Annotated in this window: 17 protein-coding genes; 11 read left to right on the top strand and 6 right to left on the bottom strand. The window is 59.8% G+C overall.

The window, feature by feature from the left end; genetic code table 11:
- The first annotated feature begins 11 nt into the window (after positions 1-11).
- The 8 genes from phrB to CKW38_RS27565 are packed head-to-tail and all read left to right on the top strand — an operon-like array spanning position 12 to position 6,802.
- Positions 12-1,457, top strand: coding sequence for a deoxyribodipyrimidine photo-lyase (gene phrB / locus CKW38_RS27600; protein WP_176472382.1), 1,446 nt, complete (start codon positions 12-14; stop codon positions 1,455-1,457).
- On the top strand, positions 1,450-1,872 hold the full coding sequence (locus tag CKW38_RS27595; RefSeq protein WP_007912852.1) for a nuclear transport factor 2 family protein: 423 nt from the start codon (positions 1,450-1,452) through the stop codon (positions 1,870-1,872). Before phrB ends, CKW38_RS27595 begins: the two co-directional genes overlap by 8 nt.
- Positions 1,869-2,651: an SDR family oxidoreductase gene (locus CKW38_RS27590; protein WP_007912854.1), complete on the top strand. Its 783-nt coding sequence runs from the start codon at positions 1,869-1,871 to the stop codon at positions 2,649-2,651. The genes CKW38_RS27595 and CKW38_RS27590 overlap by 4 nt, the downstream gene beginning before the upstream one ends.
- Positions 2,648-3,895, top strand: coding sequence for an NAD(P)/FAD-dependent oxidoreductase (locus tag CKW38_RS27585; RefSeq protein ID WP_095114381.1), 1,248 nt, complete (start codon positions 2,648-2,650; stop codon positions 3,893-3,895). Before CKW38_RS27590 ends, CKW38_RS27585 begins: the two co-directional genes overlap by 4 nt.
- Positions 3,892-4,707, top strand: a complete 816-nt coding sequence (locus CKW38_RS27580; RefSeq protein ID WP_095114380.1) for a DUF1365 domain-containing protein — start codon at positions 3,892-3,894, stop codon at positions 4,705-4,707. The genes CKW38_RS27585 and CKW38_RS27580 overlap by 4 nt, the downstream gene beginning before the upstream one ends.
- Positions 4,694-5,959 (top strand): cyclopropane-fatty-acyl-phospholipid synthase family protein, encoded by a 1,266-nt coding sequence (locus tag CKW38_RS27575; protein WP_007912863.1) that lies wholly within the window; start codon positions 4,694-4,696, stop codon positions 5,957-5,959. The genes CKW38_RS27580 and CKW38_RS27575 overlap by 14 nt, the downstream gene beginning before the upstream one ends.
- The gene (locus CKW38_RS27570) at positions 5,952-6,443 is read left to right on the top strand and encodes a DUF2878 domain-containing protein (protein ID WP_007912864.1); all 492 of its coding nucleotides are present in this window, start codon (positions 5,952-5,954) and stop codon (positions 6,441-6,443) included. The genes CKW38_RS27575 and CKW38_RS27570 overlap by 8 nt, the downstream gene beginning before the upstream one ends.
- Positions 6,444-6,496: 53 nt before the next feature.
- Positions 6,497-6,802, top strand: coding sequence for a YkgJ family cysteine cluster protein (locus CKW38_RS27565; RefSeq protein WP_007912865.1), 306 nt, complete (start codon positions 6,497-6,499; stop codon positions 6,800-6,802).
- Between the two features lie 95 nt (positions 6,803-6,897).
- Here CKW38_RS27565 and CKW38_RS27560 read toward each other — a convergent pair whose 3' ends face one another.
- The 6 genes from CKW38_RS27560 to hemA all read right to left on the bottom strand — a co-directional run bounded on the left by CKW38_RS27560 (position 6,898) and on the right by hemA (position 12,258).
- A complete protein-coding gene (locus CKW38_RS27560; RefSeq protein ID WP_095114379.1) occupies positions 6,898-7,416 on the bottom strand; it encodes an acyloxyacyl hydrolase in 519 nt (172 codons plus the stop codon).
- 112 nt (positions 7,417-7,528) lie between these two features.
- Positions 7,529-8,320 carry a glutamate racemase gene (gene murI / locus CKW38_RS27555; protein WP_095114378.1) on the bottom strand — a complete coding sequence of 264 codons (792 nt, stop codon included), beginning with the start codon at positions 8,318-8,320 and terminating at the stop codon, positions 7,529-7,531.
- A complete protein-coding gene (locus CKW38_RS27550; protein ID WP_007912884.1) occupies positions 8,313-9,068 on the bottom strand; it encodes a molybdopterin-synthase adenylyltransferase MoeB in 756 nt (251 codons plus the stop codon). The genes murI and CKW38_RS27550 overlap by 8 nt, the downstream gene beginning before the upstream one ends.
- Positions 9,062-9,892, bottom strand: coding sequence for a peptide chain release factor N(5)-glutamine methyltransferase (gene prmC, locus CKW38_RS27545; protein ID WP_095114377.1), 831 nt, complete (start codon positions 9,890-9,892; stop codon positions 9,062-9,064). Before prmC ends, CKW38_RS27550 begins: the two co-directional genes overlap by 7 nt.
- Positions 9,893-10,975 carry a peptide chain release factor 1 gene (gene prfA, locus CKW38_RS27540; protein WP_095114376.1) on the bottom strand — a complete coding sequence of 361 codons (1,083 nt, stop codon included), beginning with the start codon at positions 10,973-10,975 and terminating at the stop codon, positions 9,893-9,895. It abuts the gene before it with no gap.
- Positions 10,972-12,258, bottom strand: a complete 1,287-nt coding sequence (gene hemA / locus CKW38_RS27535; RefSeq protein WP_007912890.1) for a glutamyl-tRNA reductase — start codon at positions 12,256-12,258, stop codon at positions 10,972-10,974. The genes prfA and hemA overlap by 4 nt, the downstream gene beginning before the upstream one ends.
- Positions 12,259-12,440: 182 nt before the next feature.
- On the opposite strand from hemA, the gene CKW38_RS27530 reads away from it, so the two are divergent.
- Genes CKW38_RS27530 through ispE form a run of 3 tightly spaced genes read left to right on the top strand, consistent with a single transcriptional unit; the run spans position 12,441 to position 15,641 of the window.
- Positions 12,441-14,165, top strand: a complete 1,725-nt coding sequence (locus tag CKW38_RS27530; RefSeq protein WP_095114375.1) for a tetratricopeptide repeat protein — start codon at positions 12,441-12,443, stop codon at positions 14,163-14,165.
- Between the two features lie 3 nt (positions 14,166-14,168).
- Complete coding sequence (gene lolB / locus CKW38_RS27525; protein ID WP_095114374.1) at positions 14,169-14,786, top strand: lipoprotein insertase outer membrane protein LolB; 618 nt, start codon at positions 14,169-14,171, stop codon at positions 14,784-14,786.
- A gap of 3 nt (positions 14,787-14,789) precedes the next feature.
- Positions 14,790-15,641, top strand: a complete 852-nt coding sequence (gene ispE, locus CKW38_RS27520; protein ID WP_095114373.1) for a 4-(cytidine 5'-diphospho)-2-C-methyl-D-erythritol kinase — start codon at positions 14,790-14,792, stop codon at positions 15,639-15,641.
- The last annotated feature ends 2 nt before the right edge of the window (positions 15,642-15,643 follow it).

The raw sequence follows: 15,643 nt of genomic DNA, 5'->3' as shown, positions 1-15,643 counted from the left end.
TGAGTTCCGACATGCAATTGATCTGGCTGCGCAGCGACTTGCGCCAACATGACAACACCGCCCTCGCGGCCGCCGCAGCGCGCGGCCCGACGGTCGCCGTGTACCTGTTGAGCCCGCAGCAGTGGCTGGAACATGACGATGCGCCGTGCAAGGTCGACTTCTGGTTGCGCAACCTGCGTGAGTTGAGCGCCAGCCTTGACCAACTGAATATCCCGTTGCTGATTCGCACTGCAAGCCATTGGGATCAAGCCCCGGCAGAACTGCTCAAACTCTGCCGGCAGCTGAAGATAGCGGCGGTTCACGCCAATGAAGAATATGGCGTTCATGAAAGCCGTCGCGATGCAGCGGTAGGCGAAACACTAAAGGCCGAGGGCATCACCTTTCACAGCTATCTCGACCAGTTGCTGTTCAAACCTGGCAGCGTGCTGACCAAGACCGAGAGTTACTTCAAGGTGTTCAGCCAGTTCCGCAAAGTCTGTTACGAACGCCTGCATCGCTCGGTGCCGGCGCTGGTCAAGGCCCCCGGCAAACAGGAAAAACTTGAGCTCAGCAGCGATCCGATTCCCGACTCGGTTAAGGGCTTCTCGACGCCGAGCCAGACCTTGCGCGATCTATGGCCCGCCGGCGAAAACGAAGCCCGGCGCCGTCTCGACACCTTCACCGACGCGCAGATCGACTACTACCAGAGCGAACGCGACTTCCCGGCCAAACCCGGCACCAGTCAGCTCTCGGCGTATCTCGCGGCCGGCGTGATTTCGCCGCGCCAATGCCTGCACGCCGCCCTGCAAAGTAATCAGGGCGAGTTCGAGAGCGGCAAGGTCGGTGCGGTCACCTGGATCAACGAGTTGCTGTGGCGTGAGTTCTACAAACACATTCTGGTCGGCTATCCACGGGTCTCGCGGCACCGTGCATTTCGCCCGGAAACCGAAGCGCTGGCCTGGCGTGATGCGCCGGACGATCTTGCCGCATGGCAAGAAGCGCGCACCGGTCTGCCGATCATCGACGCGGCCATGCGCCAATTGCTCGAAACCGGCTGGATGCACAATCGCCTGCGCATGATCGTGGCGATGTTCCTGACCAAAAACCTGCTGATCGACTGGCGCGAAGGCGAACGCTTTTTCATGCGCCACTTGATTGATGGCGATCTGGCGGCGAACAACGGTGGCTGGCAATGGAGTTCGTCGACGGGCACCGATTCGGCGCCGTACTTCCGCATCTTCAATCCGCTGAGCCAATCGGAAAAATTCGACAGCGAAGGCTTGTTCATCAAGCACTGGCTACCAGAACTGGCCGGCCTCAACAAAAAAGAAGTGCACAACCCGGCCAACCTCGGCGGCTTGTTCGGCGCCGCAGACTATCCGTCGCCGATCGTCAACCTCAGCACCTCGCGGCAACGGGCGCTGGCAGCCTTCAAGAATCTGCCTTCGCGTACGTCTTCAGGAGGTGATGATGAGTGAATTCCTGCGCCGCTTCGCCCGGCAATTTTCAGCGTTGAACAAAGACAACCTGCAAAGCCTGGGCGAGCTGTACAGCGATGACATTCACTTCACCGACCCGCTGCATGAGGTGCAGGGGCTGGCGCAGTTACGCGACTATTTCGGCGAGTTATACGCCAACGTCAGCGAACTGCGCTTCGACTTTCATGGTTTCGACCAGATCAGCGACTGCGAAGGCTATTTGCGCTGGGTCATGAGCTATCGTCATCCGCGCCTGGCGAATGGCCGCGTGATTCGCGTCAGCGGCTGCTCGCATCTGCTCTGGCGTGACAAGGTTTATCGCCACCGGGATTATTTCGATGCCGGGGCGCTGCTGTATGAACACTTGCCAGTATTGGGCCGGGTCATTGCCTGGCTGAAAAGGAGAATGGGATGAGTCGTACACCTCCACGGCGTTATTGGTTGACCGGGGCCAGCAGTGGCATCGGCGCTGCGCTGGCTGAAGAGATCCTGAAAACCGGTGCGCACCTGGCAGTCAGTTCCCGTCAGGTTGCTCCGCTCAAGGTCTTGTCGCAACGCTATCCGGGGCAGGTTCTGGTCGTGCCGGGAGATCTGACCAACAGCCAGACTGTGCGCGAAATCGGTGAGCAGATCGCCGAGGACTGGGGTTCGCTGGACTCGGTGATTCTCAACGCCGGCACCTGCGAATACGTGGACGCCAAGCAGTTCGACTCATCGATCATCGAACATGTGGTGCGCACCAACCTGCTCGCCAGCAGTTATTGCATTGAGGCCGCACTGCCGCTGCTGCGCAAAGGCACTGCGCCGCACCTGGTCGGCGTCGCCAGTTCGGTGACCTATCTGCCGCTGCCACGGGCCGAAGCCTACGGTGCCTCGAAGGCCGGTTTGCGTTACCTGTTCGAGTCGTTGCGCATCGATCTGGCCGACGAAGGCATTGAAGTCACCGTGGTCAGCCCCGGTTTTGTCGAAACACCGCTGACCGCCAAAAACGATTTCCCCATGCCGTTGAGCTGGCCTGTGGATAAAGCCGCGCGGCACATCTTCGCCAAGCTCAAGGATCGGCCGCTGGAGATCGCCTTTCCGGCGCTGTTCATGGCCGCGCTGTGGCCGCTGTCGAAACTGCCGGCACGGGTACAACTGGCGATCGGCAAGCGCATGGTGCGCAAGTCGCCTCCACTGACGGATCCGACATGAAAATTGCCATCGTCGGCAGCGGCATCGCCGGGCTTACCTGCGCTTACCTGCTCAATCGTCGCCATGACATCACGGTGTTCGAGGCGGGCGATTGGGTCGGTGGCCACACGCACACCGTGGACGTTACGGTCGCTGGACGGCAGTACGCCGTGGACACCGGTTTCATCGTCTTCAACGACTGGACCTACCCGAATTTCATCCGACTGCTCGGCCAGCTCGGCGTGGCGTTCAAGCCGACGGAAATGAGTTTCTCGGTGACCGACCCGGACACCGGTCTGGAGTACAACGGCAACAACCTCAACAGCCTGTTCGCCCAGCGCAGCAACCTGTTGTCGCCGGGGTTCTGGGGCATGTTGCGCGATATTCTGCGCTTCAACAAAGAAGCCCAGCGCGATCTTGTCGAACTGCGCATTGCCGCCGACACCACCCTCGACGACTACCTCAAGGCCGGTGGTTACGGCGAACGTTTCATCCTGCATTACATCGTGCCGATGGGCTCGGCGATCTGGTCGATGCCGATGGCGGAAATGCTCAACTTTCCGCTGCAGTTTTTTGTGCGCTTTTTCAAAAACCATGGCCTGTTATCGGTCAGTGATCGTCCGCAGTGGCAAGTCATCGAAGGCGGTTCCAGTGCCTATATCGCGCCGCTGACGGCTGCGTTCAAAGACAGGATTCGGCTCAATTGCCCGGTCACTCGGGTTGATCGCGATGTGCATGGCGTAGTTATCCACAGCCCGGCAGGCCTTGAGCATTTCGATCGGGTGGTGTTCGCCTGCCACAGCGACCAGGCGCTGAAACTGCTGGCAGTCCCCAGCGATGCCGAACGCGCGATCCTCGGTGCCCTGCCCTACGCCGACAATGAAGTGGTGCTGCACACCGATACGCGTTTGCTGCCGACGCGCAAACTGGCCTGGGCCAGCTGGAATTATCGGCTCAGCGGCGCCGGTCACACCCACGCCGCCGTCACCTATGACATGAACATTCTGCAGGGCATTCAGAGCGACACCACGTTCTGCGTCAGCCTCAATCAGAGCGCCGGCATAAGCCCGGACAAAGTGCTCGCCCGCTACACCTACGCCCACCCACAGTTCAGCCTCGCAGCAGCGGCCGCACAGCAACGCTGGGGCGAACTTGATGGCGCGCAACACACGCATTATTGCGGCGCCTACTGGGCCAATGGTTTTCATGAGGACGGTGTTGTCAGCGCCTTGCGCGTGGCCGCCGCGTTCGGGGAAACCTTATGAACAGCGCCCTCTACAGCGGCTGGATCGGTCATCGGCGCTTCTCGCCGCGCCGCCATGAGTTCCGCTACCGGATCGGTTTGCTCTACCTCGACCTCAGCGAACAGGACGCGGTGCTTGCACTGTCGCCGCTGGCCGGACGCAGTCGCTTTGCGCCCTTCTCGTTTCGCGAGACGGACTATCTCAAGGCATTCACTGGCCGAGGCATACGCCTGATCGATGCCGTGCGTCAGCAGGTCGGCATCGCCATCGGCCACGAACCGCAAGGCTCGATTTGCCTGCTGACCCAGGCGCGCAGTTGGGGATTGTCGTTCAATCCGGTGAGTTTCTTTTACTGCCATGAAGCCGACGGGCAACTGGCGGCGATTGTCTGTGAAGTCACCAACACGCCGTGGCGCGAGCGTTATCACTATGTGCTGCCGGCGCGTGCGCCCGCCAATCTGCAGGATTTTCACCAGCACTTCGCCGTGGCCAAGGCCTTTCACGTTTCGCCGTTTTTGCCGCGCGATCTCGAATACCGCATGAGCTTCAGCCCCGCTGCGCAGAACCTCGGCGTGCACATGGCCGACTGGCAAGGCGAGCACAAACTGTTCGACGCCACGCTCAATCTGCAACGCGAAAGTCTCGATCGTCGCAGCCTGCACCGCTACTTGCGGCGGTTTCCGTGGATGACCGCAAAAACTGCCTTGGCGATTTACTGGCAAGCGCTGCGACTGCTGCTCAAACGCGCACCGATCTTTGCTCATCAGACTGCCGACGGCAGCTTTCAAACCGCCACTGTGCTTCCCAAGGAGCAGCGCCATGAAATCCTCTAGTCTGTCGGTCAGTCGGTTCAGCGCCAACGGTTTGACCGGATCGCTGCTGCGCCGTGGCGTGTTGCGCCAATTGGCTCAACTCAAACACGGGCAATTGCTGGTGGTCGAGGACGGCGAACGGCTGATGTTCGGTACGCCGGGCAGTGCGTTGCTGGGGGAAATCCATGTGACGGATGCGGCCGTCTGGGGCATGGTCGCCGGCAATGGTTCGATTGGTGCCGGCGAGGCGTTTATCCACGGCTATTGGAGCTCGCCGGATCTGACAGCGGTGGTGCGTGTGTTCGTCAGCAATCTCGACGTGCTCGACGCCATGGAGGGTGGCCTGGCCCGCCTCGGCCGGCCGTTGGTGCAAGGTCTGCACTGGCTCAATCGTAATACGCGCAAGGGTTCGCAGAAAAACATCGCTGCGCATTACGACCTTGGCAACGATCTGTTCGAACAGTTTCTCGACCCGACCATGATGTATTCGGCGGCGCAGTTCCTTACGCCCGAAGACAGTCTGGAGCAGGCGCAGTTGAACAAACTGGAGCGGATCTGCCAGAAGCTTGCGCTCAAACCCGATGATCATTTGCTGGAGATCGGCACCGGTTGGGGCAGCATGGCGCTTTACGCCGCCCAGAATTACGGTTGCCGGGTCACCACCACGACGCTGTCGAAAGAGCAGTACGCGTTTACCGCGCAACGCATCGAACAACTGGGCTTGCAGGATCAGGTCACGCTGCTGCTCAAGGACTATCGCGACCTGACCGGCGAATACGACAAACTGGTGTCGATCGAAATGATCGAAGCGGTCGGTCACCGCTTCCTGCCGACCTATTTCAAACAATGCGCGCACCTGCTCAAGAGCAACGGTCTGATGCTGATCCAGGCGATCACCATCCGCGAGCAGCGCTATGAACAGGCCAAGCGCGGCGTCGATTTCATCCAGCGTTACATCTTCCCCGGCGGCGCCCTGCCCTGCGTGCAGAAAATGCTCGAAGTGGTCAGCCGCGACACCGACATGAACCTGTTGCACATGGAAGATTTCGGCCTGCACTACGCCCGCACCCTGCGCCTGTGGCACGAGAACTTCCGCCGCGCCCACGGCCGCTTGAGCGAGTTGGGTTACGACGATTATTTCCTGCGGCTGTGGGAGTTCTACCTGTGTTACTGCGAGGGTGGCTTCCTCGAACGCACCATCGGCACCGCGCAATTGTTGCTGGCCAAACCGGCGGCGATGACCGCGCCGCTGCTCGGACGCTTCGATGCTTGAGCGTGTCGCCAATGCCGTGCTGTTCCAGATCGGCTGGCTGACCTGCGTGCTCGGCGGCAACAGTTTGTGGTTGCTACTGGCGTTGGCGGTGCTGGTGATTCATCTGCGCTGGATCAGCAGTTGGGCGGCTGAGGGTCGCCTGGTGTTGAGCGTGGTGATTGTCGGCACGGCGGTGGACAGCGTTTTGCGCGCGCTGGGTGTATTCGAGTTTCAGGATCTGTCGCCGCTGATTCCGTTGTGGCTGATGCTGCTCTGGGCGTTGCTCGCGACCACGTTGCGTCACTGCCTGGCCTGGAGCGCGCGGCCGTGGTGGCTGGCGAGTTCGCTGGGGGCCGTCGGTGGCGCAATGTCGTACTACGCCGGCGGGCGGCTAGCCGGCGTGCAATTTCCCTATGGTGAACTGCCGACACTGATCGGTATCGGCCTGCTCTGGGCGCTGCTGTTTCCGCTGTTGCATACGATGGCGCGGCGACTGACGCACTGAGCGTCTGTCAGACCTTTCACACGCATGCCGGCCACTGCCTTACACTGCCGGCCATGAAGACCATTCCCCACCAACAAATCACGGAACCGGCGGTCACTTGTTCGACCTGCGCGGCGTGCTGTTGCCAGCTCGAAGTGATGCTGATCACCGACACTGGCGTGCCTGATCGCTTTATCGATACCGATGAGTGGGGCGGCGAAGTGATGCTGCGTCTGGACGACGGCTGGTGCGCGGCGCTGGATCGCGACAGCATGATGTGCACGATCTATGAGAAACGCCCGTTGATCTGCCGCGAATTCGAGATGGGCGCGCCCGAGTGCATTGAAGAGCGCAAAGGCATCACCACGGCTTACCGGTGATCCCAAAAACAAAAGATCGCAGCCTTCGGCAGCTCCTACATGGGAATGTGTTTCACCTGTAGGAGCTGCCGAAGGCTGCGATCTTTTGATCGTGCTTACAACGGCATCGTGTAATGCAGCGAGTAACTTTCTACGCCGTCGTTGTCACTGGCCAAGCCAGCGTTGGAATAGTGCGTCGCACGAATCCCGACTTCATGCCCGCCATTGAAACGCAGACCAAAACCGAAGCGGTCTTCAAACTGGAAAGAACCGCCGAGGTTGTTGGATTCGTACTTGGTATTGGAGAACGCCGCGACGCCGATCCCCGCTTCCACATACGGTTTGACCGATTGACCGGCGAACTCGTAAACAAATACCGGCGAGAACGACAGGCTGTTGTTACTGGAAGTCTTGTCACCTTCCCAGTAGGTGTACGCCCCGCTCCAGTAACCGGTCAGGCGACCGACGTCACTTTGCAGCCAGCTCTTGTCCCAGTCGAAATTCATGCCCAGGCGGTACGTCATGGTCGAGTCGCTGGTGGCCCCCACGGCGAACTCAACACCTGCCGCTTGCGCAGTAATACTTTGCCCCATCAATGCGGCCGCAATCGCGGCCAAGCAGAATAGTCGCTTCACGTTGAAACTTCCTTTTCCGGAACGATCGTTTGGTTTTCTAGGTAACTCTTCGCTATAGAAGCTAGCGCCTACTCAGAAGTTCAGCTGAAGTTTTAGTTATTTCACAATTTTTTTACAAGCTGAAGTTTTGCACTTCGCCAGCACTTTGCCCCAGTAGCGGCAGGATGTTTTTGAAGTACGCAGGATCGGCGCTGGTCCAGAATCTGACCGGCTGGTTCGGGCCGCCAGCGAGCAAATCGCGCTCCGCCAAAAGCCGCTGAAGTTGCCGTGCTACAGCCGCGCCAGTATCGATCAGACTTATGTCCGCTGGGATCATCGACTTGAGCATCGGCTTGAGAAAGGGATAGTGGGTGCAGCCCAAAATGATCGTGTCGCAACCGCTGGCCAACAGTGGCTCGACATACCCTTGCAGCAACTGGCGCAACTCGGCGCTGTGCAGATCGCCGCTTTCAATCAGCTCGACCAGGCCGGGGCATGGCTGGGTAATCACGCGAACGTCGGTGGCAAAGCGATCAAGCAGCGCGGCGAACTTGGCGCTCTGCAACGTGCCAGTGGTGGCGAGCACGCCGACCACACCGCTGCGGGTCGCGGCAGCGGCAGGTTTGACCGCAGGCTCCATACCGACAATCGGCCAGTCGGGAAAATCACGTCGTAAATCGGCAACGCCTGCGACCGTCGCGGTATTGCAGGCCAGCACCAACGCCTTGGCGCCCTGCTCACGGAAAAACCCGGCCATCACGCTGCAGCGCTGACGGATGAATTCAGGGGTTTTCTCACCGTAGGGAATGTGCCCGCAATCGGCGACATAGAGCAGTGATTCATTGGGCAGCAAACGCTGGATTTCCGCCAGCACCGACAAGCCGCCGACGCCGGAGTCGAACACGCCGATCGGCGCTTCACGCATGGCGCGAACCACAGACACTGCAACCCGGATCGCGCTTGACGCGCAACTCACGGAAACGCGAACCAAGGGCATCGATCAGCAACAAGCGGCCCACCAACGGCTCACCGAAACCGACCAGAACCTTCAAGGCCTCGAGCGCTTGCAGGCTGCCGACCAGCCCCACCAAAGGCCCGACCACACCGGCCTCACTGCAAGTCAGTTCGGCTTCACTGCCATGCCCGTATAAACAGTGGTAGCACGGGCTCTCGGCGCGACGCGGGTCGAACACCGACAACTGCCCTTCCAGCCGAATCGCCGCGCCGCTGACCAACGGTTTACATGCGGCCACGCACGCCGCGTTGACTGCCTCGCGCGTGGAAAAATTATCGGAACAGTCGAGCACCAGATCCACCGCCGCCACGGCTGCGGCGAGAGAATCCTCATCCAGCGCCTGACGGTGAGCGATCAGTTGGATCTCAGGATTGATCGCACCCAGACGCTTGAGCGCCGAGTCGACCTTGCTCATGCCGACGCTGTCGGTGTCATGGATGATCTGGCGTTGCAGGTTGGTCAGATCGACCGTGTCGAAATCCGCCAGATGCAATTCACCGACACCCGCCGCTGCCAGATACAAGGCAACCGGTGCACCGAGACCGCCAAGGCCGACGATCAGCACGCGACTGTCCTTGAGCTTCAGTTGCCCGTCGATGTCGATGTGTTGCAGCAGAATCTGCCGGCTGTAGCGCAGCAATTCCTGATCATTCAGCACGGCAGGCGCCCCAGACTGATGCGTTGATGACCGCCCAGATCGGTGCGGCTGTGGACTTCTTCGAAACCACGCGTCAGCAACAAATCGCGTACGGCTTCGGCTTGATCATAGCCGTGTTCGAGCATCAGCCAGCCACCTGCTTGCAGATGATCCGGGGCTTGCGCAACGATCAGACGCAGATCGTCCAGACCGTCTTCACCGGCCACCAGCGCACTCGCCGGCTCGAAGCGCACATCGCCTTCGACCAGATGCGGATCGGCCGCAGCGATGTACGGCGGGTTGCTGATGATCAACTGGAAACGCTGACCTTCCAGCGCGCTGAACCAATGGCTGCTCAGCACGGTGGCGTTGTTCAAATGCAGGCGCTGGCGATTGCGTTCGGCGAGAGCCACGGCTTCGAGTACGCGATCTACGGCGGTGACTTTCCATGCCGGGCGCTCGCTGGCCAGGGCCAATGCGATTGCGCCGCTGCCGGTGCCGAGGTCGAGCACTTTGGCCGGGGTCGCGGGCAGCAATTCCAGCGCCGCTTCCACTAGCAATTCAGTGTCCGGACGCGGGATCAGCGTGTGCGGCGCGACTTCAAGATCGAGTTTCCAGAAGCCCTGCTGCCCGAGAATATAAGCCACCGGTTCACCGCTACGGCGGCGTTGCAGGTATTCAGCAAAGGTTAGCGCCGCTTCACTGGGTACGATGCGCTCGGGCCAGGTGTGCAGAAAGCTGCGTGATTTGCCCAGTGCCGCCGCGAGAAGCAACTCGGCGTCCAGATGCGCGGTGGGCGAGTCCGGCAATTCGGCGGCGCGCAACAGGCTGGCAATGATGGTCATTTATTCACCTATCGCAGCGAGTTGGTCAGCCTGATATTCGGCCAACAACGGCTCGATCACCGCTTCAACGCCACCGGCGAGGATTTCATCCAGCGAGTACAGGGTCAGGTTGACGCGATGGTCGGTAACCCGGCCCTGAGCAAAGTTGTAGGTGCGAATCCGCTCGGAACGGTCACCGGAACCCACCAGCAATTTACGCTCGCTGGCAATCGCATTGGCCGCCGCGGCGGTTTGCTGGTCGTTGAGTTTGGCCGACAGCCAAGCCATCGCCCGGGCACGGTTCTTGTGCTGGGAACGTTCTTCCTGACACTCGACGACGGTGCCGGTCGGTATGTGGGTGATGCGGATCGCCGAGTCGGTGGTGTTGACGTGCTGACCACCGGCCCCGGAGGAGCGGTAAGTGTCGACGCGCAAATCCGCCGGGTTGATCTCGATGGCTTCGCGCTCGTCCGGCTCGGGCAACACCGCCACGGTGCAGGCCGAGGTGTGGATACGGCCCTGGGATTCGGTGGCGGGTACACGCTGTACGCGGTGCGCGCCGGATTCGAATTTCAGCTTGCCGTAAACGTTGTCGCCTTCAATGCGCGCGATGACTTCTTTATAACCGCCGTGTTCGCCTTCGTTTGCCGAAAGGATCTCGACACGCCAGCCACGCCGTTCGGCGTAACGCGAGTACATGCGGAACAGGTCGCCGGAGAAGATCGCCGCCTCGTCGCCACCGGTGCCGGCGCGAATTTCGAGATAGACGTTGCGGCCGTCATTCGGATCCTTGGGCAGCAACATGCGTTGCAGATCGCCTTCCAGGGTAATCAGCAATTCCTTGGCTTCACGGACTTCTTCCACGGCCATTTCACGCATGTCCGGGTCGCTGTCCTTGAGCAGCGCCTGGGCGCCTTCAAGATCGCTTTGTACGCTGAGCAGCTTTTTATAGGTTTGCACGACCGGCTCGAGTTCGGCGTATTCCTTGGAATAGGCGCGGAATTTGGTCTGATCGGCAATGACTTCGCCGTCGCCGAGCAGCGCGGTCAGTTCCTCGAAACGGTCCTGGAGGATGTCCAGCTTATTGAGCAGTGACGCTTTCATTGCGATTTTTTATCCGAAAAGCTATCCGGTGAGCCCTCAAGGGCAAAGAGTTCCTGGGCCATGGCCAGCGCATCGAGGCGGCCTTCGGCAGAAAGCTTTTTCAATTGCACGCTGGGCGCGTGCAACAGTTTATTGGTCAGGCCACGGGCCAATTGTCCGAGCACGTCTTCAGCGTTGCCGCCGTTGGCCAGCAGACGCAGGGCTTTTTGCAGCTCTTCGTCGCGCAGGCGTTCGCTCTGTTGACGATAGGCCTTGAGCACATCGACCGCCGCCAGTTCGCGCAGGCGCACCATGAAATCATCGGCGCCGACCGAAACCATCTCTTCCGCGGCCTGGGCTGCGCCCTGACGACTCTTGAGGTTCTCGGCGACCACTTCGTGGAGATCGTCGACGCTGTAGAGGTAAACGTCGTCCAACTCGCCGACTTCCGGCTCGATATCCCGGGGAACGGCGATGTCGACCATGAAGATCGGCTTGTGCTTGCGTAGCTTCAGCGCGCTTTCCACCGCACCCTTGCCGAGAATCGGCAACTGACTGGCGGTCGAACTGATCACGATATCGCTGCGCACCAGTTCTGCCGGGATGTCCGAGAGCAACACCGCGTGAGCGCCGAACTGTTCAGCCAACAGACTGGCGCGTTCCAGCGTGCGGTTGGCGACGACGATGCGCTTGACCCCCAGCTCGTGCAAATGGCGGGCGACCAAAGTAATGGTCTCGCCGGCGCCGATCAGCAAAGCCTGACTACGCTGCAAATCGCTGAAAATCTGTTTCGCCAGGCTGACCGCGGCAAATGCCACGGACACCGGGTTTTCACCGATCGCCGTGTCGGTGCGCACCTGTTTGGCGGCATTGAACGTGGCTTGAAACAGTCGTCCCAGCAGCGGACCAATGGTGCCGGCCTCGCGGGCCACGGCGTAGGCCGATTTCATCTGGCCGAGAATTTGCGGTTCGCCGAGCACCAGCGAGTCGAGCCCGGAGGCGACGCGCATCATGTGACGAACTGCCGCATCATCTTCATGCACATAAGCACTCGCGCGCAGCTCATCAAGGCTTAAATGGTGATAGTCGGCCAGCCAGCGCAGCACGATATCGGCAGAAAGCTGATCCTGTTCTATATAAAGCTCACTGCGATTGCAGGTCGAGAGGATCGCAGCTTCGCGGCTGTCGGTCAGTCGGCAGAGCTGCTGCAAGGCTTCCACCAGCTGCTCAGGGGTAAAGGCCACGCGCTCGCGGACGTCTACTGAAGCAGTCTTGTGGTTGATACCGAGTGCAAGGAAGGCCATTCAAGGTCGCTGATGGTGACGTGAAGCCGGCAATTGTCCACCTTCGAAAGATTCAGAACAACTACCGCTGACTATTGTCCCAATCGTCAGCCCCTATAATGGGCACAATTGAGTCTCGGTTATGTTTGGCCGAAGGCTTGTGTCATGATGATCCGACCGCAGGTTAGTCGTCCTCTTCCTATATGAATAGATCTTCCGCGTTGTTCCTCGCTTTTGTCTTCCTCAGCGGCTGCCAGGCCTTGGCTCCCGTTTCGCCAGACGGTACGCCGTCGGTTGAAGACACCACGCCCGCGCCTGAAAAGCCCAAGGTTTACAGCTCGTTCAGCGAGGAAACCGTTTTCAGCCTGTTGAGCGCCGAACTCGCCGGCCAGCGCAATCGTTTCGACATTGCCCTGGACAACTACGTGACCCAGGCCATCAACACCCAGGATCCGGGCGTCTCCGAGCGCGCATTCCGTATCGCCGAATATCTGGGCGCCGATCAACCGGCCCTTGATACCGCGCTGATCTGGGCGAAAAACGCCCCGGACGACCTCGAAGCGCAACGCGCCGCTGCCGTGCAACTGGCGCGCGCCGGGCGTTATGACGACTCGATGGTCTATATGGAGAAAGTCCTGCAGGGCAAGGGCGATACCCATTTCGACTTCCTCGCGCTGTCGGCAGCGGATACCGATCAGGAAACCCGCAACGGCCTGATGAAAAGTTTTGACCGTTTGTTGCAGCGTCATCCGAACAACAGCCAGCTGATTTTCGGCAAGGCCCTGTTGTTGCAACAGGATGGCGACAACAAAGCGGCACTGGCATTGCTTGAAGACCATCCGCCGGAAGAAGGCGAGATTGCGCCGATTCTGCTGCGCGCACGCCTGCTGCAATTGCTCAACCGCGGCGACGAAGCCCTGCCCCTGCTGCAAAAAAGCATCAAGAAGTACCCGGACGACAAACGCCTGCGCCTGACTTACGCACGCATGCTGGTTGAGCAAGACCGCATGGACGACGCCAAGGCCGAGTTTTCCAGCCTTGTTCAGCAATATCCTGAAGACGACGAACTGCGTTATTCGCTGGCACTTGTATGCCTGGAAGCCAAGGCCTGGGATGAGGCCAAGGGTTACCTGGAAGACTTGATCGCCCGGGAAAGCCATGTCGATTCGGCGCACCTGAACCTCGGTCGCATCGCCGAAGAACGCAACGACCCGCAAGGCGCGCTCATCGAGTACGCCCAGGTCGGCCCGGGCAACGATTATCTGCCGGCGCAATTGCGTCAGGCCGATATCCTGATGAACAACGGCAAAACCGCTGAAGCGCAAAGCAAACTCGCCGCTCAGCGCGACGAACAACCGGACTACGCGATTCAGTTGTACCTGATCGAATCGGAAACCCTGTCGGCCAATAAACAGGACGACAAGGCCTGGAAAGTCTTGCAGCAAGCCTTGCTGCAATACCCGGACGATCTGAATCTGCTCTACACCCGGGCCATGCTCGCGGAAAAACGCAATGATCTGGCACAGATGGAAAAAGACCTGCGCCTGATCATCAAGCGTGATCCGGACAACGCTATGGCCCTTAACGCGCTGGGCTATACCCTGTCCGACCGCACCACTCGCTACGCTGAAGCCAAAGCGCTGATCGAGCAGGCACACCAGATCAATCCGGAAGACCCGGCCGTACTCGACAGCCTCGGCTGGGTGAATTACCGCCTGGGCAACCTGGATGACGCCGAGAAATATCTGCGTCAGGCGCTGGAGCGTTTCCCTGATCACGAAGTCGCCGCACACCTGGGCGAAGTGTTGTGGACCAAGGGCAACCAGCGTGAAGCCAAACAAATCTGGGGCAAATTCCTCAAGGATCAGCCCGACAGCACCATTCTGCGCAGCACCATCAAGCGCCTGACCGGATCCGAGACTCTTTAACTCATGTTTTTGCGCCACGTTATTGTTTTCAGCTTCATCGCCCTGCTCGCTGGCTGCTCGGGTTTTGGCACTCGCGAATCGGTCGAGGGCCACGGCAGTCCGGCTCAATGGGCCGCGAACAAACAACAACTGACCGGCCTCGATGGCTGGCAGATCGATGGCAAGATCGGCATCCGCGCACCGAAAGATTCCGGTAGCGGCACGCTGTTCTGGCTGCAACGTCAGGACTATTACGACATCCGTCTGTCCGGCCCGCTGGGTCGTGGCGCCGCGCGCCTGACCGGGCGGCCGGGCAAAGTGTCGCTGGAAGTCGCCAATCAGGGTCGCTACGACTCCGAGTCGCCGGAAGCGCTGCTCGAAGAACAGCTCGGCTGGAAACTGCCGGTGTCGAATCTGGCCTGGTGGGTGCGTGGCCTGCCGGCGCCGAACAGCAAAAGCCGCCTGAACCTGGATGCGGAGAGTCGTCTGGCCAACCTGGAACAGGATGGCTGGAAAGTCGAATACACTGCCTACACCGAACAAAACGGTTACTGGTTGCCCGAGCGCATCAAGCTGCACGGCACCGACCTCGACGTCACGCTGGTGATCAAGACCTGGCAACCGCGCAAGTTGGGGCAATAACGCATGACCGCTGCACGCCTGACCCTGCCCTCGCCGGCCAAACTCAACCTGATGCTGCACATTCTCGGTCGTCGTGAAGACGGTTATCACGAGTTGCAGACTTTGTTTCAGTTTGTCGATTACGGCGATGAAATCACTTTTGCCGTGCGTGATGACGGCGTGATTCAACTGCACACCGAATTCGTCGGCGTGCCGCATGACAGCAACCTGATCGTGCGCGCGGCAAAAATGCTGCAGCAACAGTCCGGCTGTTCACTCGGCATCGATATCTGGATCGATAAAGTCCTGCCTATGGGTGGCGGCATTGGTGGTGGCAGCTCGAACGCGGCGACCACTTTGCTCGGTCTGAATCATTTGTGGCAGCTGGGTTGGGACGAAGATCGCCTGGCTACTCTGGGCCTGACGCTTGGCGCTGACGTGCCGGTTTTCGTCCGTGGCCATGCGGCGTTTGCCGAGGGCGTGGGGGAGAAACTCACCCCGGTGGATCCCGAAGAACCGTGGTATCTGGTGCTCGTGCCGCAAGTCTCTGTTAGTACGGCAGAAATTTTTTCCGATCCTTTGTTGACACGTAACACGCCGCCCATTAAAGTGCGCCCCGTTCCCGAGGGAAACAGTCGAAATGACTGCTTGCCGGTGGTTGCAAGGCGTTATCCAGAAGTACGTAACGCATTGGATTTGTTAGGTAAATTTACCGAAGCAAAACTCACCGGAACTGGAAGTTGTGTGTTTGGGGGCTTCCCAAGCAAAGCTGAAGCTGATAAAGTCTCGGCCCTTCTGACAGAGACCCTTACAGGGTTTGTAGCCAAAGGCAGCAACGTTTCGATGTTGCACCGAAAACTGCAAAGTCTGCTCTAAAG

The organism is Pseudomonas sp. Irchel 3H7 (genome assembly GCF_900187605.1).
Lineage (GTDB): Bacteria > Pseudomonadota > Gammaproteobacteria > Pseudomonadales > Pseudomonadaceae > Aquipseudomonas.
This window is presented reverse-complemented; position numbering and strand designations above follow the sequence as displayed.